This is a genomic window from Acinetobacter sp. YWS30-1 (genome assembly GCF_033558715.1).
Lineage (GTDB): Bacteria > Pseudomonadota > Gammaproteobacteria > Pseudomonadales > Moraxellaceae > Acinetobacter.
The window spans coordinates 154,743-181,175 of the sequence record NZ_CP114606.1 but is presented as its reverse complement, the minus strand read 5'-3'; the positions used below and the strand labels follow the sequence as shown (position 1 = coordinate 181,175).

The following is a 26,433-nucleotide window of genomic DNA, read 5'->3' as shown; positions in this document are numbered from 1 at the left end:
CGCTGAGGGCTGGGTTTTTTAATTTCGATAAAGTGTTATCGAATTAGATTTTACCGACCAGGTCGATTGAAGGAGCAAGAGTCGCTTCACCTTCTTTCCATTTTGCAGGACATACTTCACCTGGGTGAGCGTGTACATATTGAGCCGCTTTTACTTTACGAAGCAGTTCTTGCGCGTCACGACCGATACCGCCCGCGTTGATTTCAACGATCTGGATTTTACCGTCTGGATCGATCACGAAAGTACCACGATCCGCCAGACCATCAGCTTCAATCAGCACTTCAAAGTTTTTCGCCAAAGTCCAGGTTGGATCGCCGATCATTGGATACTGGATTTTACCAATCACGTCAGAAGTATCGTGCCAAGCTTTGTGCGTGAAGTGCGTGTCGGTAGATACTGAGTAGATTTCTACGCCCAGTTTCTGGAATTCAGCATACTGATCAGCAAGATCGCCTAATTCTGTTGGACAAACAAATGTGAAGTCAGCAGGATAGAAAAATACTACAGACCATTTGCCTTTCATGTCTTGCTCAGACACTTCAATAAATTGGCCATTGTGGTAAGCAGTTGCGTTGAATGGCTTAACTTCAGTATTGATTAAACTCATAAGTCTATTCCTATCTATTCGTGAAAGTGTGTGTTCATTTGATGTAGTTAAGAATACGCAAAAACCACCAACAGGTAAAACCGTAACTTTTCATAAAAACTATCGGATTTTTAGATTTATAATTCCTTTTATTTTTATCTTTCTGATTTGTTTAATCGATTTTGGCGGCTTCACTTTCTTGAAAATGCTGTATAGATTGCCAGGCCGATTTTGCTAAGGCTGCTGCATAGTATTTAGGGCAGGTTTGAACTCGACCAGATAACCAGCTCCGGCAATAACTTTCAGTGGGTCCAATGATCAGTGACATAAGCAGTTCTAAGGGAACAGCTTGTAATTGCCCGATATCTGCCTGCTGAGCCAGCCATTGTTGTAAGTCCTGATTGCGCTGCTGATTCGACTGCTGCAATTCTTCTCCGAAGTCACTGCTTTGAACTGTATGATGCGCGGCATAAAGAAAGCGGGCAAAATCAGGATACGCTACAACCCAATCGATATAACTCTGAATAACCGCCTGTATACCTCGTTCAATACCCTGAACTTGTGACAGAGCCTGCAAACGCTGCGTTGACTGATCTGTGAGCGCTGCAATATATAGTGCCGCAATGATCCCTTCCTTGTTTTTAAAATGATGGTAGATCGCCCCGATACTGGTATCGGCCTGATCACGGATCATTTCAATCGTAGTCGCAGCAATGCCTGTACGCAGAAACTCTGTCAATGCACATTCCAGAATCTGACGTTTGAGTAAAGCCCGTCTTCCCTTAAAAATCCTTTCCAGCAATTCCATGTTTTGCATTTTTAATATTTAAATCCTCTCTATTTTTGAAAGCAGGCTGGCAGCCTGATGTCTGGTTTTTGTCAGATGTGCCAATACAGAATAATATTCTGTATGAGAATATTATTCTGATTAAAAATAATATACAGGAAGTTATAGATGAGCCAAGCCCTAAAAATCTGGAAAAGCCTAGAAAATAAGCCAGCCGGTAAATATCTTTTTTCTAAATTACTTTGTCTAAAAGCACCCTATTTCGGCAGTATTTCTCCACTGTTTGAAGATTTAAAGCCTGGATATTGTGCAGTGAGCATCAAGAAACATCGTGCCGTGCTGAACCATTTAGGTACTGTACACGCGATTGCCATGTGTAACATGGCTGAACTGGCAGGCGGCACCATGACCGATGCAACCGTTCCGAAAACTCATCGCTGGATTCCCAAGGGTATGCAGGTCGAATATGTCAAAAAAGCCACTACTGATCTGATCGCGATTGCGACACCCGCCGAGCCTAACTTTATATGGAACGAAGGCAGCGATTATCTGGTCAATGTAGAAATTAAAGATACTGCAGAAGAAGTCGTGTTTCGGGCGGTGATCACCATGTGGGTTTCAGTGAAAAAATAGAAAACCCAGATATGAAAAACCCGCCAAATGGCGGGTTTTGATGATGAATTTCCTTTCTAATATGAGGATTAGAACGGAAGATCATCATCCAGATCAGCTGCAGGTGCTGCTACTGGAGCAGGTGCAGACTTCGGCGCATAACCACCCTGGTTATTTTGGTTATTGTTGCCATAACCACTGCCCTGATTATTGTTAAAACCGCCTTGCTGAGGCGCTGAGCCATAACCACCTTGTGAATTATTGCTATAACCGCCACCTTGGTTATTGTTATTAAAACGTGGCTGGTTAAAACCGTTATCGCCTTGCTCGCCTTGTGGACGACCAGAATCCAGCATTTGCATTTGCTCACCACGGATTTCCGTTGTGTAGCGTTCTTGACCGCTTTGATCTGTCCATTGACGGGTACGTAATGAACCTTCGATATAAACTTTAGAACCTTTGCGCAGATATTGCTGTGCAATTTCACCTAAACGGTTATGCAGCACAATACGATGCCATTCGGTTTGCTCTTTACGTTCGCCCGTATTTTTATCAGTCCATGAATCGCTGGTTGCGATAGAGAATTGAGTGAGAGAACCACCATTTGGGAAAGTTTTGGTCTCAGGATCTCGACCTAAAGTACCAACTAAAATGACCTTATTAACACCACGCATCAGACGTACACTTCCTATTTATTTCTATATTTTACTTTATAAGAGTTATGTTTAAATGGCTACCTCTTTACCTAACAAGTGCGTTAATTGTTGTCGCGAAACATCATCAACCTGCTGTTTATCGACCTTTACAAAGGCGACTTGCTGTTCAGACATGACCACAACCTCTTCAATACCACGAATCGCCAAAAGTTGAGAAGTCCATTCATCTGTTTGTTTACTCTCTGGCAGACGAAGCACGAGCGATGAAAGATAGCGTGGTTGAGCCAACCCAAAACTCATGAGCAGCCAAATTATAGCAATTGCCGATAAAATACTCCAACCGAGCGAAGTGTTGTTGAGTAACAACAATTGTCCACCAATGATCCCGCCAAAGAATGCGCCCAGGAACTGACTACTGGCATTCACGCCCATCGCAGTGGCTTTGGATTGAATCGGGGCTGCTTTGGATAGCCAGGAGGGCAGTAAGGCTTCCATGACATTAAAAGCAATAAAGAATAATCCCAATCCACCGATCAGCACATATTTAGACTCAAAACCAAAAATCATGATCAGCAGACCCAGGATAATCCCGCCAATCGCTGTCAGGAAAATGCTGCGCATCTTGCGGTATTTTTCTGCCAGTACAATGCTTGGGAAGGCAAAAAACAAGCTCACGACCAGCAGCGGCAGATAGACCCAGCCATGGCTCGATAATGGCAGTTCAGCAACTTCAATCAGTTGCGATGGCACATAAATAAACATCGCTGTAAGTAGCAAATGCAGGGTAAATACTGAAATATGCAGACGGTTCAGGTCTCCCATTTTCAGGACCTGTTTTAGCTGCTCTACATAACCTTGCTGAAAATTTTTATGATGACGAGTGACTTTAGGAACCATCAACAGCATCGCAATCGCAGCCAAGCCCATTACGGTAGTCACCCAGAACAGACCAGAAATGCCGACCAGTCCTGTCACCCACGGCCCCATGGTAAAGGCCACCACAAAGGACAGGCCGATACTCATGCCCATCACCGCCATGGCTTTCATGCGGTTTTCTTCACGGGTCACATCAGCCAATAAGGCCATTACCACTGCTGAAACTGCCCCACCACCGGCAATCGCACGACCAATGATCACGCCATAAATGGTGTCAGACATTGCAGCAATCGCACCACCTAGAGCGAATAGTAACAAGCCTAAAACCACCAGTGGCTTACGGCTATAACGGTCCGCAATCAGGCTAAACGGAATCTGTAAAATGGCCTGTGTCAGGCCATAAATACCCACCGCCAGACCAATCAGTGCAGGCGTAGCATATTCATATGACTGCCCTGCTACAGAGAATACAGGGATGATCATAAACAACCCCAGCATGCGCAGTGCGAAAATACTGCTCAGGGCAAAGGTCGAGCGACGTTCTAAGGCATTCATCATAAAGTCTGGCGATCGAGTTAGTTAATCTTGATGCGTAGATTATAGGCCATTCCGCTCAAAGGAATGCATGAATTTTATTTGAAATAAAGATGAGGACTATCTGAAAATTGACATCCTCCCCCAGCTAAAGCAAGGGGATTCCTACTGCTAGACGCTCATGCCCGAGCGCAAGAATATTCAGTGCGGAATTTACATCCCGATCCCATGAGCTACCACACTCACCACACTGCCACTCTCTTATTCCTAAACCTGCTCTACCTTTCGGACTACTGGAGCGTGAGCCACAGCACGAACAAGTTTGGGTGGTATAGGCTTCATTGACTTCTTCATACCATACCCCTGCGTTCTCGCATTTATACTTGAGCATGGTTCTTAGTGTTGTCCAACTGGCATCTAACACAGACTTGGCTAGTTTGGTTTGCGCTAATGCTTTGCCATTCACATTGCCAACGAAGATTGCTGCATGTTCTTTTACTAGTTTATGGCTGAATTGATGCAGCATGTTTTGTCTTACATTTTTAATCTTGGCGTGAATTGCTTTCACTCGTTTTTTATTTTTTGCACGTTGAGCAATACCAAGTTTTTGTTCATATTTCCGATAGATTTGAGGGGCTTTAAGTTTTACACCATCTGAACAAGTGGCTAAATCTTTTAAACCTAAATCTATGCCAATTGAGGTTTTAGCGGTGGTTTTCTCTGTTTTAGCATTGTCAACTACAAGACATACATACCAACGGCCTCGGCTATCTTCAACGAATGAGCCTGTTTTAACCCTGTATTGACTTAAACCGTAACTATCCCATAACTTGAATTGGTGTTTACCATATTGAACACAGCCATCAGCATATTTGATTGCAACCTTTTTAAACGGTATCCAACCTAGTGAACGTCTAGCTGATTTTTTATTACTGACACGCCATTTTAGTTTTGCTTTTTTGAACTGCTTGCGTCTTGTGACCAATTCTTCTGTCACTGCCTGAATAGTTTGACTGTGCAAGTTGCATTCTTTCGATGTGCCTTTCGTGTATTTTGCAATATCGTATGCTGAAAAGAATTGTTGTTTTTTTTGAAGATGTTTAAAACACAAATCATTGACATAATTCCAAACAAAATTTACTTCGGATGCTAACTGATTTAGCACCTTGCAATGTTTGTCTTTTATGCGTAATTTGAGTGTCTTCATCCAATTATTTTAACAGTATTTTTCTTAATAGTGACTATAGTACAAGTATTTAAAACGACATTTCGTGTCGTTCATGTGGTTTACTCCAGTCGCTTATATCCTCGTGCTGAACCACGAGGTTTTACGCTCCAATGGATAAAAAAGCGTAGCCGGAGCTACGCTTCTGTTCAGCGATCACGGGGCTATTTGCCTGCTTTTAATAACTGACGCTTGGTATATTGAATCGAAGCAATGACTGCCCAGATAATGAAAGCCACACCGATCAGACCGGTCACTACTTCAGGAATATGTACACCGGTACTGCTTGCCAGCATGATAAATGCCAGAGCACCAATCGCATAGTGCGCGCCATGTTCCAAATAGATATAGGCATCCAGCGTGCCTTTATCGACCAGGTAAATGGTCATCGAACGCACGAACATCGCACCGATGGCCAAGCCTAACATGATGATTACCACGTCAGACGTAATCGCAAAGGCACCGATTACACCGTCAAAACTGAAAGAGGCGTCCAGCACTTCCAGGTAAAGAAAGCCACCAAAGCCGGCTTTTACCACGCCAGTCGGTACGCCTTCAGCATCATGACGAACGGCATTACCCTCTTCGTCTACTTCCGGTTCCCCACCTAACATATGGCTTAGGACCTGTACCCCGATATAAATCACGATTCCCCAGATCCCCGCCAGAATAACATCCAGACGTTTCGCTTCTTCGACCTGGAAATCCATGATTAATAAGGCAATCAGGGTAATAAAGACTGACATCGCCGGAACGTTTGCCAGATGCGCCAGACGGCGTTCCAGCATGCGGAACCAGTGGGTGTCTTTTTCTTCATCCAGGAAGAAGTTTAGGAATACCAGCATCAGGAAGGCACCACCAAAGGCAGAAATCTCGGCATGATGTGCCATTAGTTTGGCCGAATATTCTTTGGGTGCATTTAAGGCGAGCTGCACCACTTCCATAAAGCCCATATCCGCAGTCACGGCCACAATGACCACCGGGAAAATCAGGCGCATCCCGAAAACTGCAACCAGAATCCCGACTGTCAGGAAAATCATTTTCCAGAAATGATCCCAACCGCGCAGGACGGATGCATTGACAACCGCGTTATCAAACGACAACGACACTTCCATAATCGCCAGAATAGCGGTGATGGTCAGTGCTGTGAACATGGTTTGCAGGCCCGCTTCCGGACCATGGGTAAATCCCCAATAAGCAGACAAACCAAGACACACGATCGAAAATACGATTGAGAAACCAAAGTGTTTCAACATATATATCGACCTTAGATAAATTTCATTAAATGCATTTCTTTAAACGTAGAGAAATACTAAGACTAAAAGTTGTCCCAATTATGAAACTTTTGCCGCATAAACCAAAGCACTTCCTGAACCATTTTTAGGTATTTTCTGCTTTTCAGATTTGCTGATCTTTTAAACAGATTCATCTTTGCTATAGTGCTGGATATTTTGACTTCAACTGCTAAGGATTTCAGTATGAGTTTCTCTCAAGACGTATGGCAACGTAATCTCGGACTTTATCAAAAGACATTGGCGCTGCCTTTTAACCAGCAGCTGGCGCAGGGAACATTAAGCCGTGAAGCTTTTAGTCATTATGTGATTCAGGATGCGCATTATTTACTGGCCTATGGCCGTGCACTGGCGGTGTGTGCAGCCAAAGCTTTTGAAGCAGATGACGTAATCCAGTTCAGTGAAGCCGCTAAAACTGCTATTGTAGTCGAACGTAGCCTGCATGATGGCTTTATGCAGGATTTTGGCATCAGCAAAACCCAATTTGAAAATACACCTTTGACTCTGGCCAGCCATCATTACACCTCTTATTTACAGGCAACAGCCTGGGCAGAAAGTTATCCGGTGGTTCTGGCTGCCCTACTGCCATGTTTCTGGATCTATGCAGAAGTGGGTAAGGATATTGTCGATAAGGCGGCGCCGAATAATCCGTATCAGGCCTGGATTGATACCTATGCCGGTGAAGATTTTCATACGGCGGTACGCAATGTAATTGCTACTGTGGATCGAGTGGCAGCACGGGTCGATGCCGATACTCTAGAAAAAATGCATCAGGCCTATACCTATGCAGCACGTCTGGAATGGTTGTTCTGGGACAGTGCTTATGAACAACGCCAATGGCTAGGTCTGGATGATTAATTTTAGTTTCTATTGACTGAGTCCTGTTTAATACAGGGCTTTTTTATTTTTAAGCCAAACCCTAAATGATGGAAAGTGAAGCTAATTTCGATGGAGTTATGCATCATGAAATTTCATCCATTAGATGTTTGGAAAAGAGCAAATCTAATCTACATTTTCCCCCAGTTGCTTTAGTACTGATCTTTTGACCAATATCCGACACAACTTGACGTTTAAAATACTTTTATTTGCACTTGAACATTTTTCATTCGGTATCATATAAAGGTTTTTGATGAATTTTCTAGGATCATTGCATGAGCCAAAGTCACATCCGTATTCGAGGTGCACGTACCCATAACCTGAAAAATGTGAACCTTGATATTCCACGCGACAAGTTTGTGGTGATTACGGGACTGTCTGGTTCAGGTAAGTCCTCACTGGCATTCGATACGTTATATGCGGAAGGTCAACGCCGTTATGTAGAATCTCTGTCTGCCTACGCGCGTCAATTCCTTTCGCAAATGGAAAAGCCGGAAGTTGATTCGATTGAGGGCCTAAGCCCAGCCATCGCTATTGAACAGAAATCGACTAGCCATAATCCGCGTTCGACTGTAGGTACCATTACCGAAATCTATGACTATTTACGTCTGCTTTACGCACGCGTAGGTACACCTTACTGTCCGGAACACGACCTGCCTATGGTGGCACAGACCGTAACTGAAATGGTCGATGCGGTTAAAGAACTGGAAGAAGGCACTGCGCTGTTATTGTTAGCGCCTGTCGTGCGTGAACGTAAGGGTGAGTACACAGCGTTATTTGAGCAACTGCAAAGCCAAGGCTTTGTGCGTGCACGTGTCGATGGCGAGATCATGGAAATTGATCCACCACCCGAGTTGGACAAAAAGAAAAAACATACTATTGAAGTCGTGGTTGACCGCTTTAAGGTACGTGATGATCTCGGTAACCGGATTGCAGAAAGTTTTGAAACTGCACTGCGTCTCGGTGGAGATATTGCGATTTTGTCCTGGATGAAAGGTGAAAATGATGATCGCGTGTTTTCTGCCAAACACTCCTGTCCGGAATGTGACCGCGCTGTGGCTGAACTGGAGCCACGCCTGTTTTCATTTAACAATCCCTTCGGTGCCTGCCCGGTCTGTGATGGTTTGGGTACCCGTAGCCATTTTAGTGCAGACAAACTGATTCCCAATCAGGAGGTCAGCATTAGCCAGGGTGCGATTCGTGGCTGGGACCGTCAGCGTCCATATTATTATGGCATGCTGCAAAAAGTAGCTGAGCATTTTGGTTTTTCTCTGGAAATGCCTTGGAATGAACTGGATGCCAATACCAAGAAAAAATTCCTGTACGGTACCGGCAAAGAAAAAATTGACCTGAGCTATATTGATGAACGTGGTCGTCGTCATAACCGGGTGATGCCATTTGAAGGTATTTTGCCGCATCTGGAACGCCGTTACCGCGAAACCGAAAGCAATTATGTGCGTGATGATCTGGCGCAGTATCTATCCAATGCCGCTTGTGATGCTTGTGATGGTTCACGTCTGAATGAAATCTCACGTAATGTGAAAATTCTGGACAAGACCATTGCCGACGTTACCCGCATGTCGATTGGCGATGCCGAGAGCTATTATCAGGGCATTAATCTGGAAGGTGCGCGTGGTGAAATTGCGGACAAGATTTTCAAGGAAATCCGTGAACGCCTGCACTTCCTGGTATCTGTCGGTCTGAACTATTTGAGTCTGTCCCGTTCTGCCGAAACCTTGTCTGGTGGTGAAGCACAGCGTATCCGTCTGGCTTCACAAATTGGTGCTGGCCTCATGGGTGTGATGTATGTGCTGGATGAACCTTCGATTGGTCTGCATCAGCGTGATAATGATCGCCTGTTACAAACCCTGATTCGTCTGCGTGATCTCGGTAATACCGTTTTAGTGGTCGAACATGATGAAGATGCAATTCGTGCTGCAGACCATATTATTGATATTGGTCCTGGTGCCGGTGTGCATGGCGGTCATGTGATTGCAGAAGGAACTTATCAGGAACTCGCTGAAAACAAAGATTCCCTGACCGGTAAATACCTGTCTGGCAAACTGAAAATTGAAGTACCGAAAAAACGGGTTCAGCCACCGAAACCGGAAGAACAGATCAAATTGATGGGTGCTGCCGGGCATAACCTGAAGAAAGTCGATCTGACCATTCCTTTAGGGATCATGACCTGTGTTACCGGTGTTTCAGGTTCTGGTAAATCTACGTTGATTAACCGGACTCTGTTGCCACTAGCAGCGACTCAGCTGAATGGTGCAACCACGCTAACTGCTGAGAAGTTTGACTCAATTGATGGTCTGCAATTTCTGGATAAAGTGGTTGATATTGACCAGAGCCCGATTGGTCGTACGCCACGTTCGAACCCAGCAACTTATACCGGTTTGTTTACTCCAATTCGCGAACTGTTTTCACAGACTCCGGAAGCCAAAGCGCGTGGTTATACCGCTGGCCGTTTCTCGTTTAACGTGAAAGGCGGACGCTGTGAGGCCTGTGAAGGTGATGGCATGATTAAGGTAGCGATGCACTTTCTGCCGGATATGTATGTGCCGTGTGACGCCTGTCATGGCAAGCGTTATAACCGTGAAACGCTGGAAGTGAACTACAAAGGCAAGAATATTTCTGATGTATTGCAGATGACCGTTGAAGATGCCATGCATTTCTTTGATGCGATTCCAGTGATTCATCGTCGTCTGGAAACCTTGCATCAGGTTGGTCTGGGTTATATTCGTCTGGGTCAGTCAGCGACGACGCTTTCTGGTGGCGAAGCACAGCGTGTCAAACTGGCACGTGAACTGGCCAAACGGGATACCGGTAAAACCCTGTATGTCCTGGATGAGCCAACCACTGGTCTGCATTTCCATGATATTGCCAAGCTGCTGGACATCCTGCATGAGCTACGCAATAAAGGGAATACCATTGTTGTGATTGAACATAACTTGGATGTGATCAAGACTGCAGACTGGGTGGTAGACCTTGGGCCTGAAGGTGGTGCGGGTGGCGGTATGATTATCGCGGAAGGTACTCCGGAAGATGTTGTGAAAGTTAAGGCTTCACATACAGGGAAATTCTTAAAGCCGTTATTGAAGTAATAAGCTAAAATTATACTAAAGTTAGCTGCTAGTTATATTTATGACTAGCAGCTAACTATTTATAATAAAAAAATTAATTTTAAATTTTATTTAAATAATGAAAAAAGAAATTGTCATTCTAGCTAATTCTTTAAAGAATCAAGCACGATGCGTAGCCGGAAAATGCACCTCAACAAAACAATGGATTAGACCTGTAGGCGATGCACAGGGTAAAGCACTTACAAATAGTCAAATTACAGTAAAAAATTGGAAAGGACAAATCTGGCAGCTAAAAACTTTGCAAAAGGCTGAAATTAGTTTTTCTGCTCATGCACCTTTAGTTAACCAACCAGAAAATTATTTAATTGATGGCTCACAATGGTTAGATAAGTTTAGAATTCAAACAAGAGAACTCCTCTCATTCTTAGACTATCCTAACGATTTATGGGGAAATGGAGATCGCGTTAACTTTTATCTTATTCAATTCAAGAAAATTATAAATAATTCTTTATATCTCATACATGTAAATGACCTACGTTTATATACTCAATACAATAAAAGACGTGGTACTTTTATCTATAATCATACATCCTACAATTTTGCTTGCACCGATCCTAATTTTGATAATATTTTGCAAAATCGAAGTCATATTGATATTAAAAGTGCTATTTTATGTATTAGCTTAGGTGAACCGTGGAATGGCGATTGTTATAAATTAATTGCAGCGATCTACTTATTATGAATATCTATACAATTGGCTTTACTCAAAAAAAAGCTCAGATCTTTTTTAATCTGCTCAAAAAAAATCAGGTCAAAAAAATAATTGATGTTCGTCTTAATAATGTCTCACAATTAGCAGGATTTGCTAAAAGAGATGATTTAATTTATTTTTTAAAGGAAATATGTAACTGCGAATATGAGCATGTTCCAGATCTAGCACCTATTGACGAAATATTAAAACCTTACAAAAAAGGTGAAATCAGTTGGCAAAATTACGAAGAAAAATTTATGAGCCTAATGTCTAAACGTAATATTGAAAAATCATTTAACTTAGATGATTTTAACGACCAATGTTTATTATGCAGTGAACATTTACCACATCAATGCCATCGTCGTCTTGTATTAGACTATTTAGCACAGTCACAGACAACTATAAGTGAAATTAAGCACCTCTATTGATTATGTCAAATGTTCTAGTATTTCTTCCTCAGGAATTTAATTGCTATTCTAAAATTGCTAGAAAACTAACTCGTATAACGAGTTTTTTCTCAAATTTCAAACTTTCTTGCCCTCATGATCCTCATTCGCTTTTAAAGCAATATTTTGCGCAAAATACTAACTGCACAGATCTTATTATTTGTGAAGAATGGAAAAATTTAGAATATACACATGTTGTAATTTTTGATGATGGAGAAGTTTTTTCAGAGGAAGTGAGTTTTTTCCAAAAAAATAAAATACCTTTGAGGGTGATTCCCATTAAAATTACTCGAGTAATTAATATTCATCACCACCCAAAATTTAAAAATATAAAAAAATCTGAGGAATATGAATATATTGGAAGAGGTTCAATTTGGGGAAATCCTTATGCGATGAATGGCGCTGAACAAGAAAGTCGTGAGGAAGTTATTAATAAATTTAAATATGATTTTGATAAAGATATTTTAATGAAAGCCAAAAGAGAGGATGTTTATCATTTAGCAGGGAAAAGATTAGGCTGTTTCTGTAAGCCTCATGACTGCCACGGAGATATCATTGCTCATTTCCTTAATGAATGGGATGATGGTTTATAAGATGATTTATATCTCCTAAAATCAAACCTCAGCCACCACATTACGTCCTTTGGCTTTGGCCTTAAATAACGCCTCATCGGCCTGTTCCAGTAAAGCAATCCATGACTCTGCACCAATCGCTACCCCAATACTCACCGATACATGAATATCTTCATCAGCTGAGGTCAGAATAGAATGCTCAGCGACTTCAGTCCGGATTTTATTCGCTAGCATGAAAGCATGCTGCATCTCGATATTTTCAATCAGGACCAGAAATTCGTCTCCGCCATAGCGAACCAGTAGATCCGAAGCTCGAATATTGGCTTTTAAGCGCTCTGCAACCAGTTGAATGACCTGATCACCAATAATATGCCCATATTGATCATTGACCTGTTTGAAGTGATCAATGTCGATAATCATCAGGCAGGTTCGCTTAAACTGGGTCGGATGCGTTTCCATAAAACGGATATATTCATCGAGCGCAAAACGGTTAGCCAGTCCAGTCAGGGAATCGGAATGGGCAATATTTTTCAGTCGAAATTCTAATGCTTCACGCTCTTGCAGCGTATGCTGCAGTTTTTGAATTGCTGTAAATAAGGATTCAGTAGGCCGGTCTGTTTTTAGTTTTGATTGTGCTTGCTTCCGTTCAGACCCAATGGACAAATCAAATAAAATTTTACGTGCGCGAATTAAAGGAATAAAGATGCGTTTACGCGCAAAAATCATGGTCAAAATTGCCGTAATCAGGGAAATTCCAGATAAGGCCACTGTCCAGATCAAATGATTCAGACCATGGCGCATTTCCTTAATAGCCACATCTTTGGTGTATTGCAGTAAATAGCTCTGCAAATCAATCACTGTTGTAAATTTATCTACAATGGCTTCAGTCAGCTGGGTTCCAGTTAAATAATAAGGACGCTGCTGGCGGCTATCTTCAATCAGTCGCTCCACAATCGGTAAACCTTGCTGGATAAATTCAGTTCCGACCCGCTGATGTAAACGAATAAATTCATCAGTTTTGTCCTGAACAGGCTGTAGCGTATCAATAATATCCCAGAGGTAGCGTACCTGATGCTGGACCTGCAAGGAACGGGTAATGTTTTGCTCTGGAATGTGGGTTCCAAATGTCACATGTGCCATGACATTTGACGCTACCCGACCCGATTGATCCCTGAGATCAGATAAAAACAGGATTTCACTCATGTAATTATCCAAACGGGCAGATGGCGTAGCAGAGGCAATCACTACTCCTTTCAGAATTTTACGGCTGCTATCCCAGGCAGTAAACATGGCGAGAATAGCCTGATCCATTTCCTGTGCAGTACGTTCCGGGCGAGGTATTTGAGTATAGAGATCGACCTGCTGACGTCCATTCTGCAAGCTCGGTTTCAATTCAGATAAAAGTTGCTGGCTTAGGTGATTAAAACCAACCTGATCGAGTGCCTGAGCCGTAATTTGCATCTGTTGATCGACTTCCTGACGGTAATCGCTTAACTCCTGCTGATGTTTGGCAAATTCCTCAACCGAGCTGGACATTACTTTGTTGGCAGGTGCCCGTTCCCGGGAGATTTTATTGGAGAGATCGGTGACCTGTTGTAAGGCATCAAGCTGCTGATAGGTTTGTTTTGATTTTAAATAATGTTGACTACTATCAATAATTAAGGGAATACAAATACACAATAAACATAAAATAATGATCGACATCGACCAGTACAGATGTTTGCTGATTTTCTCAGAGCGCAAAGTATTCATCTTGATTTTTAGTCCTTCACATGAATCAAGGACTCCCCATTTAATAGTAGATAGATTATACAAATAAACGCCTACTCATCATCAATATTTCTTCCCAATTGCTTTGATTTTCAGAAGGTTTTTCTTATGTTCTTAAAGGTTTTAACTCTTTATATTTTCAGGATTTTTCATCTGTTATCACTAAAATATAAATAGGAATGAAAATTTCATAATTTAAAATATAAGAAAATTAAAAAACTCGCTTTCTGAACTATTTACACGTGCAACAATTAGGTGCATAATGCACTGCATTAGGGCGAGTTAAATTATTCCTCAGCAGATTTTTTGATTTACCCGCAAATTTTGGCGAAAAAACCTCAATTTTATATAGAAATTGAGGTTTTTTTTTGCAACTTTATAGAACGAAGCAATTTTTAAATTGAAATAATGCACCATTAAGGTGCACTTAAGAATCATCTTTGACGGCTTTCTATACTAGTTTTTCTAATCTTCTTTTATGAACTAATCCGTAGACTGATGCTTCTAAAAAATTCTGGCAAAAAAAAGCCCAACCTTGGGGAAAGCTGGGCCGATAAAAACAAAAATATGTGGAGAATCAGTCAAATTATCATGTAAAAACATGAACTCTAACCTGATTTTTTTATTATCAGTCAATTTGGTAACAATGTAAAGCACATTAATTTACTAGGATTTATGACATATCACAATTTATAGACAAAACAGTGAAATACATCACATTATAACCCTGATTTTGTCGCTAAACCGATCAATTCTTTCATAAATTTGCTTTATATTACAGTTTTTACGCCTCTCTTAAATTCAGTGTAATAAACATGATTATTTTCATGATAAATAAATTGGTTTTTTGAATTAAAATCCACTATTCAACTTAATTAAACAATCAAAAAATCCTTTATTAATTCATTTTCCTGATTAGATCTAACAATTTATTTAGTATACAACATTGTTATTTAAGCTTTTTTCTAAAATAACTAAATTTTCTAATTAAAAGACTATTAAACAAAATCAATACAATGATTTTGTACAAAAAAATAGCGATTTCGAATTGGATTGACTTAATAAATTGTCACAATACAATACGTTCCTGTTGTACATCTTTTGTAACAAAATGGTAAATATCATGAAAAAACTCGGTTTAGCCACTGCTTTATTATTAGCCATGACCGGTGCTCAAGCATATCAATTCGAAGTTCAAGGTCAATCAGAGTTCATCGACAACACTGTAAATGACAAAGATTTCACTGGTGCTGTTCAAGGTACTTACTACTTCAAAGATGTAGACGCTTCTAAAGGCCCTTTAGCTGAAGCTGCTTTCATCAACCAGGCATCTAACGTTTCTGCTGCTTATACATATGGCGAATATGATGTAGATGCTGATGATAGAGACCAGACTTCTCATACTTTCGGTGTGAAAGGTGAAGCTTACATCCCAACTAAAGTTGTTCCTGCTTATGCAAGCGCTTCTTATAGCCATACAATTACTGATGGTAAAGGTGGCCAAAATGATGACAATGGCGACCGTTATGCATTAGAAGTAGGTGTACTCCCTATTCCTAACTTCCTGGTAGCTGTAGGTTACACAAGCGTTGCAGACCAAACTTCTTATGACGCTTTCAATATGTTCAACAACGGCGTTGCTAAAGCTGCTCTTGAGTCTCAAACAATCGCTGAAGACCAAGATGCAATCACTGCTCGTACTAAATATGTAGGCGCAATTGACGGCACTAACATGTCACTTGGCTTCGAAAGCGGCTTGGTTTATGGTGAAGATACTGCTTACAACCTAGGTACTACTTTGTACATCAACCCTAAATTAAGCGTTGGTGCATCTTATATGGAATCTAGCTACGCTAACTCTCCAGACAAAGCTTGGGGCGCAAACGTAAACTACTTCATCACTCCAGCAGTTGCTGTAGGTGCTAGTTATGTGAACTCAAACTACGAAGCAAATCTTGCTCAAAATGCTGTAGTTCGTGATACACAAACTGTAGGCTTAAATGCTAAATTCCGTTTCTAATTTCTGAATTAGTGACTGAATAAAAAAAGGACGCATCAGCGTCCTTTTTTATTGGATCAAATATTTATTCTGGAGAACGGACCAGACTTAAAAAGTGCAGATGACGTTCATATTGGTCAATGATGTCCTGGATTAAATCTTCCTGAGTCCATTCCATCACATCATAATTTTGCCCCCCTTCCCTTAAAAAGACTTCTGCCTGATAAGACTGCGGAGAATCTGCATCCGGCATAAAGCTCGGTGCCAGAGTCTGGGTAGCAATGACCTGATAAATAAAGTTCATTTCATTCTGATGATCGACACGTAACTCGATCCCATCTTCCAATTTAAAGATTTTCACCTGGATGTGACGACGTTTCAGTTCAGCCTGAAAACTGTTAAAAGCTTTGCTGACCATCGTATCAATATAATCACGTACTTCATCATGCGTATGCGGATAATGCATAATTAAACCGAGTCGCTGTTGCCAGCTACGCGGGTTCTGAATGGCCCGCGGGGTAATACGTGCAGCTTGTAGCGCATGCATTTTCGTTACATCCAGATGCAGGGCCTTAATCAGTCCCCAGCAAATCAGCAGCATAATAAATGTAAACGGCAAGGCACTCATAATCGTAGCCGACTGCAAGGCTTCCAGCCCACCTGCCAGTAACAGAATGATGGCCAATAAAGCCATTAACACGGTCCAGAACAGACGCTGCCAAGTCGGTGAATTCTCGGTTTTCGCCGTGAGATAATCCGTGACTAATGATCCAGAATCTGCTGAAGTGACAAAGAACAGGATAACCAATACCGTAGCAATAATACTGGTGACTGAATTAAATGGCAGATTACCTAAAAATTCGAACAGCGCTACAGAGGAGTCACGTTGTACTGCCTCAAGTAGATTAGTATTGGCTTCATGCATGATACTGAATAATGCAGCATTGCCCATAAAGCCCATCCAGATCAGGGTAAATCCGGTAGGAATCAGTAGAACCCCAACAATGAACTCACGGATACTGCGGCCTTCGGATACTCTGGCAATAAACATCCCGACAAATGGTGACCAGGAAATCCACCAGGCCCAATACATAATGGTCCAGCCACCAATCCAGCCACTAGGCTGATAGGCATACAGATTGAAGGTCATACTGAACAGGTTTGCAACATACTGTCCAGAATTCTGGATAGTGGTCTGCAGAAGATAGATACTTGGACCGGTAACAAAAACAAAGATGAGTAACAGTAAAGCAAGCAGCAGATTCAGTTCAGCCAGGCGTTTGATGCCCTTATCCAAACCAAAAAATACGGACATTGATGCCATTACAGTGACGGCAATAATCAAAATGACCTGAGTACTGGGGGTCTGCTCAACTCCAAATAGGTAATTCAGACCCGAATTAATCTGAGTCACCCCAAAACCTAAAGTTGTCGCAACCCCAAATACTGTCCCTAAGGTGGCAAAAGTATCTACCCCGTCTCCGATTGGGCCATGAATCCGGTTGCCGATCAGTGGATATAAGGCGGAGCGAACTTTTAAAGGCAGATTATGTCGATACGCAAAATAGGCCAATGACAGACCCACAATGGTGTAAATCGCCCAGGCATGCAGGCCCCAGTGGAAGAAAGTCACGCGAATAGCTTGCTGCGCGGCCAGTACAGTTTCCGGTTCACCAGCAGGCGGTGTGACATAGTGCATAACCGGTTCGGCAACACCGAAAAACATCAGGCCAATTCCCATACCTGCGGTAAACAGCATGGCAAACCAGGATGCCTGGCTGTATTTTGGCTGACTATGGTCGGGCCCGAGTTTGATTTTCCCCATATCAGACAGGGCAATATAAATCAGGACAATCAGGAAGATCGCCACGGAGAGGACATAAAACCAGCTAAATGAAGTGGTAATCCACGCATTCATTTGCTTGGTCAACAGGTCGAATGAATCAGGTGCCAGTATTACCAGTCCCAAAAAAATGGCGATAATCACCACTGTACTAATAAAGACATTCGGATTGATATTGGCAAACCAGGATGAAGGTTTGGAAGGCATAGATCCCCCATTTTTTTAATAGATTGAATGCCGGGAGGCTTGAATCATTATTGATAAGTAAAAACATTCTGATCGAGAGAATTACGATCAAAGATACGTTTTGGACCTTAAGATTTTAAAATATTCAGGAAAATAAAGCCGTTAAGTTACTGTAACCAAGCTATGCAGCTCTGTACGTTCTATTCCTCAGGCTTTCTATGCTTATGTTGTATATGAGTCTGTTTAGGAAGATGAGAAATATACTGTAAGGCAATCAGACGGGAAACAATCAAGGCCAGATACATTACCCCGACAAACATCTGGATAATGGCCAGCATCCGTGCGACCGGGCTGACCGGCATCACATCAGATAATCCTGTAGCAGACTGCACACTAAAACTCAGAAAGAGTAGATCCAGCCACGGCTGATAAGCTTTTAGATCTGGATCCGAGAAGCTGTAAGGTACCCATAACTGGCAAATGCTATAGAGAAAAGCGAAGCCCCAAGCCAGCAATGTGAAAACTGCTCCCGCTGCAAATAGTTCGTCTTTGGTCAGATAACGGTCATGAAACATATAACGTAACAGGCCATACGCTGCACTGAAGTAGGCACTGGCTTCAAACAGATGCGCGACGATCATGATCCAGGTATAGCGCAGCCCCAACACAATTAATGACGAAAAGAAGATGGCCCCTGCGACAAAGATGAGTCCCAGAATGGTAAACATCGGAGTCTGACGAATTACCTTGGCAATCACCAGCAAGACCACCACCCCCAGCATCCATGTACCCGCGCGATAAGACACACTGTCATAACTCAGCATCGACAGAATCAGAATCAGTAACTGCAGGCATAGCAGCCAGGCAGAAGGCAGATACTTAAAATGGGTCCAGAATCGTAGCAGGGAGTGCTTCATGAGATTTGTCTTGATGTCCTGTCGAGCATCATTATTGTTATCGCTGGCTTAACATAGCATGATCTAGCTGATGGTTAGAAACAGGATTGTATAAAAATCATTGAAATCTCAGTTAAAAATAGCTGTATTTAATTTTAGATAACCTATCCCAAAGTATTTCATTGGGTAGCTCAGGTATTTTATCGCTATAAAAAAAGCCCCCATCAGGATAATGCCAGTCAGTTAAGAGATTGACTGGCTTTTTCTTGGGTATTTTTGAGGTTTTCCTTTTACAACCCTTGGATAACTCCTCACTCTTCTCTCAGGTATAACATACCGATTAGATTTCTCCATTAAACTTTCCAGATGTTTGGGGAGATTACCTGCAGAAGCCAAAGAGTCGAATCTGAGTAAATTAAGAAGGGCAATAGATGCAATATGAAAACTGATTCTCAAAGGACTTACTTTAGCTCGTTGAGCCATATGTTTCATTTGTCGTCTCAGAACATTATAGGCAATCAAGACACCCCATAATTCTTGATAAATTAAGTCTGGTTGCTTGCTTCTTAAGAGCTTACCTTTCTGCAAATTGCTTTTAATTTCTCGGTAACACATTTCAATTTCCCAACGCTGAGCATATAACTTTGCCAAGGCTATAAGTGGGTATGTCTTTGAATCTAATAATGAAGTAATGTAACGTCTGATTTTTCCTGCCTGCTCAACTTCAATCAAACGTGCCTCCCAATAATCCCCTAACGTTGGGTTAAGCTTCTTGGCTCTAGGTGATATTGGCATCCTGATATGAAAATCATGTGGGGAATTCCGTTTAATAATTTCATAACGTAAATTATCTTTTGCTCGCATCAGCCAATGACTTGATTCTGCACGTGTTTGCCACCCTATTAGAAAATCAGCAGAGAAATAAGCTCGATCAAATAATGTAATACTTTGTGCTGGAGGAGATAATTGATTTGCTAATGTGAGTTCACCCTGATCCATACTGCCTATTTGGGCATCTATGATTTCATGGGTATTGGTATTGACTAGGCACGTGGCTCTCACTTGTGGGTAAGGTGCTACAGCAGTTTTACCTTTAGATGAGCCAAAATGATTAAAGTTCTCTTCGGTCAGCGGCATAGACCAAACCACCCCATCAACAGCACATATGCTAAGTCCTTGAAAGTTTGAATATTGTTGCTGTGTTTCATCAAACCATGCTTGGCTGAGCAGAGAGAATAAGGTACTTAAAGGCTCTTGTCCTAAACGTTGTCGTGCTTGGACTGCTGCACTAGGAACACAATATTCTGTTGTACCAAACACGAGGTTTAATTGCTCTACAACATAGCTGATGGGTTGATTTCGAAACAAGGCAAGCCCAATAACAAGCCAAACCACATGCTCAGCAGGTAATTTTCTCCTTCTGATTGATGCCTTACCTGTTTGATGCAGGCTTGTTTCAATCCAATTTAAATCAATAAGTTCACAAAAATGGTTGAGTGATGGGAGAGAATGTTCAAGAGTGGATTCTAAATGTTCAGATAAAGACATAAAAAAATGAGCGTATTTACATACACTCATTTTTACTACATTTTACTAAAATTTGCTTAACTGACTGGCATTACCCATCAGGAGGCTTTTTTAGGACATCAGATCTTAATGATCAGATGCACCTGAGATTCCAATACCTGTTTGTGAGCGAACAAACTGTGCATCGAAAGCTTTGCGTTCTGCTTGTGCTTTCACTGAGCGGTCTGTGATGGAGAAGAACCAGCAGCAGAAGAAAGACAGTGGCATTGCAAATAATGCAGGACCATTAAATGGAACGACTGGTGTATCTGAAATCGCGAAAGTATCTACCCAAACTGCTTTAGACAGTATGATCAGTACTACTGCAGTCACCAAACCAACCACGCCACCAATGACAGCACCACGTGTGGTCAGGCCTTTCCAGAACATAGACAGAACCAATACCGGGAAGTTGGCACATGCGGCTACCGAGAATGCCAGACCCACCATGAAGGCAACGTTTTGCTTCTCGAACAGGATTCCCAGAATCATCGCAAAGATAGCAAGACCAAGAGTTGCAATTTTAGACATGCGCAGTTCAGATTCAGGTGTAGTACGGCCTTTCTTGAATACGTTTGCATACAAGTCATGTGAAATTGCTGAAGCACCTGACAAGGTCAAACCTGCAACTACCGCAAGAATGGTTGCGAATGCCACTGCAGAAATGAAGCCCATGAACAGGTCACCACCCACAGCATCTGCCAGGTGAACCGCGGCCATGTTGTTACCGCCCACCAGCTCTAGCTTGCCTGTGATTGCCATTTTTGCAATGTCCAGGAACTGCGGGTTGTTCGCTACGTATAGAATCGCACCGAAACCGATAATGAAGGTTAACAGGTAGAAGTAACCGATAAAGCCTGTTGCAACCACCACTGATTTACGTGCTTCTTTGGCATCTTTTACTGTAAAGAAACGCATCAGGATATGTGGCAGACCTGCTGTACCAAACATCAGCGCCAGACCAAGAGAAATCGCATCGACCGGATTCGAAGCGAGATTACCCGGACCCATAATCTTGGTTGCATCTGCAAGGCTCAAGTCATGTACTTTAGAGTAAACCTGAATCGATTGTTCAAACATATTGGTAAAGCTGAAACCTACGCCCTTCATTACCATGAAAGCCATAAATGTCGCACCAGACAACAGCATTACTGCTTTAATGATCTGTACCCAAGTGGTCGCTAGCATGCCACCGAAGATTACGTAAGCCATCATCAACAGGCCAACAATCACCACAGCAATATTGTAGTTCAGACCGAAGAGTAACTTGATCAACTGACCTGCACCTACCATCTGTGCGATCAGGTAAAACGCCACCACAACCAGTGAACTTAATGCAGCTAGAGTACGCACCGGTTTTTCTTCCAGACGGAACGACACTACATCAGACAGGTTAAATTTACCCAGGTTACGCAAACGTTCTGCCACCAGGAATAAAACGATTGGCCAACCCACCATAAAGCCTAGTGAGTACAGCAATCCGTCAAAACCGGACAGGAATACCATCGCGGAAATACCGAGGAAAGATGCTGCAGACATGAAGTCACCAGCAATGGCCAGACCGTTCTGGAAGCCAGAAATCCCGCCGCCGGCAGTATAGAAATCATTAGTATTTGTGGTTTGTTTGGCAGCCCATTTGGTAATAAATAAGGTTGCTCCAACGAAAATCACAAACATGATAATCGCGTGCCAGTTGGTCGCTTGCTGCTCCGCAGCACCCAGATCTGGTCCAGCAAATGCCATTGCCGAGCTGAGCAAGGTCAGCGCTGCAGCAGCAAGCGCTTGATATGAAATCCCTTTCATCTTAGTGTTGCCCCTTTTCTTTTGTAATCGCTTCCACTTCCTGAATTGCTTCTCTGTTCAGCTGATCAAGTTTGTTATTGGCAATGTAGGAATACACCCAGCACAATATAAAAGACAAAATAATGATACCGATACCTAGAGGTACACCCCAGGTCGTTACACCGCCAGAAATTGAAGACAATAGAAATTCTTTGTTGTAGCCAACAAGCAACATGAAACCGACATAGACAAATAGCATGATGCCGGTTAAGGTCCAGCTCAGCGTACTTTTTCTACGTACCATTTCTTTGAATTTGGGATTCTGTAGAATTCTTTCTACTTGGGCCTCATCCATAGTTACACTCCTGTAGCCCCACCATGGGCTTACTATTTTTTAATTCGAATTATCACTGTTGCAAAATAACAACATTTAGAATGACTTGTAATTTAGACTTTGGTCGTTAAAAAATGATCAATTTAAACTGCTGAGTGCATGATGCGGTATCATAGCGTCATGCACAGTACACATCAGGCTATATGAACAGTTGGCTCATCATAGGGGTGCTCGCCCTCTATATCACTTTACTCTTTACTTGCGCTTTCTATGGGGAAAAACATGCCAGCCGGCTGAGTACCCGTGGCCGCATGCTATTGTTTAGTTTAACTTTAGGCGTCTACTGTTCTTCCTGGACATTTTATGGCGCGACCGGTGCTGCGGTTCGTGAAGGAATTATTTTCCTGCCGATCTATCTTGGTCCCCTGCTCTTTGTCGCGATTGGTTACGATATCTGGCGCCGTCTGGGACGGGTACGCCAGCATCATGCGATTTCCTCTATCGCCGACTTCGTCGCTGCACGTTATGGTAAGAGTGGGCCTCTGGCTTCGCTGGTCACCATTCTGGCGGTGATTGCCATCATTCCCTATCTGGCTTTGCAGTTACGTGCAATTGCCTTGAGTGCGGCGGTCATTCTGGAACCTTCAGCCGGGATTGCCAGTACCACCAATAGCGTACTGTTCCTGACTGGCGTCCTGGCGATTCTGGCGATGATTTTCGGTACCCGGCAGATTGCCAACACCGAACAGCATGGCGGTCTGATGCTGGCTGTCGCCTTTGAGTCTTTTGTTAAGTTATTTGCCTTGCTGGCCGTAGCCTGTTTCTTTATTTTTGAAGCACCAGAAAATCTGCCTCAGATCAGTAGCGATATTCAGTCAACCTTCCATGATGTACAGCTGTTTGGCGTACCGGAAAGTTTCTGGGTACAGACCCTGTTGGCTGCACTGGCGATTATCTGCTTGCCACGTCAATTCCACGTAGCAGTGGTTGAATTACGGGATGAAAAACATATCCGTGGTGCACGTCGCTGGTTTGCCATTTATCTGATTCTGACCACACTGGCAATTATCCCGATTGCCAGCTGGGCACTGCATGCGGCTCCCCAATATTTAGCGATTCCAGATGTCGCGGTACTGTCTTTACCGCTTAGCTATAATCAGGACTGGCTGACCTTATTGGCCTTCTTAGGCGGTTTCTCGGCTTCCACCGGCATGCTGCTGGTATCTTCAGTCGCCCTGTCGATCATGCTGAGTAATGACCTGATCATGCCAGCGCTCTGGCGATTAAACCTGATCTCACGGCATGACAAGCGTTTACCATTGGTACTGAAATTTACCCGCCGGATCTGTATCCTAGCCGTGATGTTGATGGGCTTTCTGTTCTTCAACTTTTTTAATGATATTGACCAGCTCTCAGTCTTTGGTCTGCTGGCCTTTAGTGCCGTGGCACAATTCGCCCCTGCCCTGATTGGCGGTCTGTATTGGCGTGGCGGGAGTAAGCAAGGTGTATATGCTGGCCTGCTGACCGGTTTCGCTTTATGGTCGTATACCCTGCTATTACCAACGATTTTGCGCAGCCTGCCAGAAGCCTATCAGCAGTTCAGCCAGAGTTTTCTGGAACAGGGTCCTTTGGGCTGGAACTGGTTACGTCCTGAAGCCCTGATCGGTTTCGAATCTTTTGATCCTTTAACGCATGGTGTGGTCTGGGCACTAGGTCTGAACACATTCCTATATATCTGGGTTTCCCGGATGTTCCGTCCAAGTGTGGCTGAACAGATTCAGGCGGAAAGTTTCTTCTACTATGAAACCAAGCCGCTTCCTTCTCAAAGTCCATCTACTGATGTCAGCTACTCGCATCAGGATGTGGCCCGTTTAAAAGTTGGTGACCTGATTACGCTGGCCAAGCGCATTACCGGTGAAGGTCCAACCATGCAGGCCTTCCAGCAGTTCTGTGCTCAAAATAGTGTGGAACTGAATGAAAATAGCAGTGCCAATGGCATGTGGTGGCGTTTTACTGAGCAGTATCTGGCCGGTACCATTGGTGCAGCCTCGGCACGTACCCTGCTGACTACCGCGATGGTGAATAATGGCCTGGCCCTCGGTCAGGTGGCGAATATTCTGGATCAGGCCTCACAATGGCAGCGTTTTAACCAGAACCTGATCATGACCATGATCGACCATATGACCCAAGGGGTGAGTGTGGTTGATGAAAATATGTGTCTGGTCGCCTGGAACAACCAATACCTGAAACTGTTCGACTATCCAAAAGATATTGTTTATGTCGGCTGTCCAATCGCTGACCTAATCCGTTATAACGCTGAACGCGGTGAATGTGGTCCGGGCTCGGTCGAAGAACATGTGCGTAAACGGATTCACTGGATGCAGGTCGGCAGTGCGCATGAATTTGAACGGATCCGTAAAGATGGCCGCGTGATTCAGATGCGGGGTAACCCAATTGAAGGCGGTGGTTTCGTGACGACCTTTGCCGATATTACTGCCTTCCGTGAAAATGAAGCATTACTGGAAGCCCGGGTTCAGGATCGTACCCAGCAGCTCGCTGATGCCCTGTCTGAACAGCAACTGGCGCGTGAACAAGCCGACAAAGCCAATATGTCCAAGAGCCGCTTTATTGCTGCCGCCAGTCATGACCTGTTACAGCCAATGCATGCTGCACGTCTGTTCAGTACGGCGCTGGAGCAAAGTGTACAAAGCGAAGAAGATCGCAAGACCCTGCAGCAACTGGATCGTGCCCTGCATGGGGCAGAAAGCATGCTCTCAGCTCTGCTGGATATTGCCCGACTGGAGGGCGGTACGATTCAGCCGAAACACCAGGCTTATCCACTGCATGATTTATTAAGTGATCTGGAACTGCAATTCAAATCCATTGCGGCACAACGTGGCATCAAACTGCGAGTGCATGATGCCCAGTTCTGGATTGACACCGATCCACAATGGATTCGCCGGATTATCCAGAACTTTGTCAGCAATGCCCTACGTTATACCGCCAAAGGTAAGGTCGTGGTCGGTGTACTGCGTTCTAGCAACCGGCCAAATCATATCCGGATCGGGGTTTGGGATACCGGTCCCGGTATTGCTGAAGAACAGCGGATCAAGCTGTTCCAGGAATTCGAGCGATGTGGCCATACTTCGCCTTGGGGTGAACAGGGTCTGGGGCTTGGTCTCGCCATCGTGCAGCGTATGACCGGACTACTGGATTATCCAGTTCATGTTTCTTCCGAGCTGGGCAAAGGTTCCTGCTTCATGATTGAAGTACCGTTGACCGCAGCGCCGAAAGTCATTGCCGCCCCTGTTCAGGCTGTGCCATTGAAGTCCAAGGCCTTTAAGATTCTATGTTTGGACAATGATGAAACCATTCTGGAAGGCATGTCGACCTTATTGACCAAATGGGGCTATCAGGTCTTTAAAGCCACCGAACCAGAACAGGCAGCCGAAATGATCCAGCAGGAAAATATTCAGGTCTGGCTGGTCGATCAGCATTTAAATCAGGATAAAATCGGTCTGGACTTTATTCTGGAACATCGTAGTAGTGATATTCCGGTGGCATTGATTACCGCAGATTCTGATCCGGAACTGCCACAGCGCCTGAAGGATTTAAATATTGTCCTGCTGAAAAAACCGTTGAAGCCTGCTTCACTCCGTTCCTGGTTATCCGGTCTGAAAATCTCAGGTAGCTAGAACTTTTTATTTTCATCTCAATGCCCATTTTAATGATTTAAAGTGGGCATTTTTTATACCAAA

The 26,433-nt window shown here is 43.2% G+C and carries 20 protein-coding genes; 8 read left to right on the top strand and 12 right to left on the bottom strand.

Going from position 1 to position 26,433, the window contains the following annotated elements; translation table 11 throughout:
- Positions 1 to 43: 43 nt before the first annotated feature.
- The gene (gene ahpC / locus O4M77_RS00820; RefSeq protein ID WP_005232609.1) at positions 44 to 607 is read right to left on the bottom strand and encodes an alkyl hydroperoxide reductase subunit C; all 564 of its coding nucleotides are present in this window, start codon (positions 605 to 607) and stop codon (positions 44 to 46) included.
- 151 nt (positions 608 to 758) lie between these two features.
- Positions 759 to 1,403 (bottom strand): TetR/AcrR family transcriptional regulator, encoded by a 645-nt coding sequence (locus O4M77_RS00815; RefSeq protein ID WP_323713677.1) that lies wholly within the window; start codon positions 1,401 to 1,403, stop codon positions 759 to 761.
- Between the two features lie 138 nt (positions 1,404 to 1,541).
- Here O4M77_RS00815 and O4M77_RS00810 point away from each other — a divergent pair, with 138 nt between their 5' ends.
- Positions 1,542 to 2,006 carry a hotdog fold domain-containing protein gene (locus O4M77_RS00810; RefSeq protein WP_312332872.1) on the top strand — a complete coding sequence of 155 codons (465 nt, stop codon included), beginning with the start codon at positions 1,542 to 1,544 and terminating at the stop codon, positions 2,004 to 2,006.
- 68 nt (positions 2,007 to 2,074) lie between these two features.
- Here O4M77_RS00810 and ssb read toward each other — a convergent pair whose 3' ends face one another.
- The 4 genes from ssb to O4M77_RS00790 form a co-directional block, all read right to left on the bottom strand.
- Positions 2,075 to 2,659 carry a single-stranded DNA-binding protein gene (ssb, locus tag O4M77_RS00805; protein ID WP_159123705.1) on the bottom strand — a complete coding sequence of 195 codons (585 nt, stop codon included), beginning with the start codon at positions 2,657 to 2,659 and terminating at the stop codon, positions 2,075 to 2,077.
- Between the two features lie 51 nt (positions 2,660 to 2,710).
- Positions 2,711 to 4,075, bottom strand: coding sequence for an MFS transporter (locus tag O4M77_RS00800; RefSeq protein ID WP_159123704.1), 1,365 nt, complete (start codon positions 4,073 to 4,075; stop codon positions 2,711 to 2,713).
- A gap of 124 nt (positions 4,076 to 4,199) precedes the next feature.
- Positions 4,200 to 5,258 (bottom strand): RNA-guided endonuclease InsQ/TnpB family protein, encoded by a 1,059-nt coding sequence (locus O4M77_RS00795; RefSeq protein WP_159123703.1) that lies wholly within the window; start codon positions 5,256 to 5,258, stop codon positions 4,200 to 4,202.
- A 182-nt stretch (positions 5,259 to 5,440) separates the two neighbouring features.
- Positions 5,441 to 6,532 carry a DUF475 domain-containing protein gene (locus O4M77_RS00790; protein WP_004781554.1) on the bottom strand — a complete coding sequence of 364 codons (1,092 nt, stop codon included), beginning with the start codon at positions 6,530 to 6,532 and terminating at the stop codon, positions 5,441 to 5,443.
- Between the two features lie 222 nt (positions 6,533 to 6,754).
- Here O4M77_RS00790 and tenA point away from each other — a divergent pair, with 222 nt between their 5' ends.
- The 5 genes from tenA to O4M77_RS00765 all read left to right on the top strand — a co-directional run bounded on the left by tenA (position 6,755) and on the right by O4M77_RS00765 (position 12,320).
- Positions 6,755 to 7,426 (top strand): thiaminase II, encoded by a 672-nt coding sequence (gene tenA / locus O4M77_RS00785; protein ID WP_159123702.1) that lies wholly within the window; start codon positions 6,755 to 6,757, stop codon positions 7,424 to 7,426.
- Positions 7,427 to 7,719: 293 nt separating this feature from the next.
- Positions 7,720 to 10,551 (top strand): excinuclease ABC subunit UvrA, encoded by a 2,832-nt coding sequence (gene uvrA / locus O4M77_RS00780; RefSeq protein ID WP_166136876.1) that lies wholly within the window; start codon positions 7,720 to 7,722, stop codon positions 10,549 to 10,551.
- A gap of 97 nt (positions 10,552 to 10,648) precedes the next feature.
- A complete protein-coding gene (locus O4M77_RS00775; protein WP_323713676.1) occupies positions 10,649 to 11,272 on the top strand; it encodes a dual OB domain-containing protein in 624 nt (207 codons plus the stop codon).
- Complete coding sequence (locus O4M77_RS00770) at positions 11,269 to 11,709, top strand: DUF488 family protein (protein WP_104426727.1); 441 nt, start codon at positions 11,269 to 11,271, stop codon at positions 11,707 to 11,709. Before O4M77_RS00775 ends, O4M77_RS00770 begins: the two co-directional genes overlap by 4 nt.
- Before the next feature lie 2 nt (positions 11,710 to 11,711).
- On the top strand, positions 11,712 to 12,320 hold the full coding sequence (locus O4M77_RS00765; RefSeq protein ID WP_104426728.1) for a DUF4326 domain-containing protein: 609 nt from the start codon (positions 11,712 to 11,714) through the stop codon (positions 12,318 to 12,320).
- 21 nt (positions 12,321 to 12,341) lie between these two features.
- Here O4M77_RS00765 and O4M77_RS00760 read toward each other — a convergent pair whose 3' ends face one another.
- Complete coding sequence (locus O4M77_RS00760) at positions 12,342 to 14,051, bottom strand: GGDEF domain-containing protein (RefSeq protein ID WP_323713675.1); 1,710 nt, start codon at positions 14,049 to 14,051, stop codon at positions 12,342 to 12,344.
- Positions 14,052 to 15,192: 1,141 nt separating this feature from the next.
- Here O4M77_RS00760 and omp33-36 point away from each other — a divergent pair.
- Positions 15,193 to 16,089 (top strand): porin Omp33-36, encoded by an 897-nt coding sequence (gene omp33-36, locus O4M77_RS00755; protein WP_323713674.1) that lies wholly within the window; start codon positions 15,193 to 15,195, stop codon positions 16,087 to 16,089.
- Positions 16,090 to 16,153: 64 nt separating this feature from the next.
- Here the strand turns inward: omp33-36 and O4M77_RS00750 are convergent, their stop codons facing one another.
- The 5 genes from O4M77_RS00750 to O4M77_RS00730 form a co-directional block, all read right to left on the bottom strand.
- Positions 16,154 to 18,118, bottom strand: coding sequence for a BCCT family transporter (locus O4M77_RS00750; RefSeq protein WP_180017244.1), 1,965 nt, complete (start codon positions 18,116 to 18,118; stop codon positions 16,154 to 16,156).
- 179 nt (positions 18,119 to 18,297) lie between these two features.
- Positions 18,298 to 19,014, bottom strand: a complete 717-nt coding sequence (locus O4M77_RS00745) for an ion channel (protein WP_159123809.1) — start codon at positions 19,012 to 19,014, stop codon at positions 18,298 to 18,300.
- 222 nt (positions 19,015 to 19,236) lie between these two features.
- Positions 19,237 to 20,541, bottom strand: a complete 1,305-nt coding sequence (locus tag O4M77_RS00740; protein ID WP_159124594.1) for an IS4 family transposase — start codon at positions 20,539 to 20,541, stop codon at positions 19,237 to 19,239.
- Between the two features lie 105 nt (positions 20,542 to 20,646).
- Positions 20,647 to 22,362, bottom strand: a complete 1,716-nt coding sequence (locus tag O4M77_RS00735) for a cation acetate symporter (RefSeq protein ID WP_159123808.1) — start codon at positions 22,360 to 22,362, stop codon at positions 20,647 to 20,649.
- A 1-nt stretch (position 22,363) separates the two neighbouring features.
- Positions 22,364 to 22,696: a DUF485 domain-containing protein gene (locus O4M77_RS00730; RefSeq protein WP_004781535.1), complete on the bottom strand. Its 333-nt coding sequence runs from the start codon at positions 22,694 to 22,696 to the stop codon at positions 22,364 to 22,366.
- 182 nt (positions 22,697 to 22,878) lie between these two features.
- Here O4M77_RS00730 and O4M77_RS00725 point away from each other — a divergent pair, with 182 nt between their 5' ends.
- A complete protein-coding gene (locus O4M77_RS00725) occupies positions 22,879 to 26,370 on the top strand; it encodes a PAS domain-containing hybrid sensor histidine kinase/response regulator (RefSeq protein WP_323713673.1) in 3,492 nt (1,163 codons plus the stop codon).
- The last annotated feature ends 63 nt before the right edge of the window (positions 26,371 to 26,433 follow it).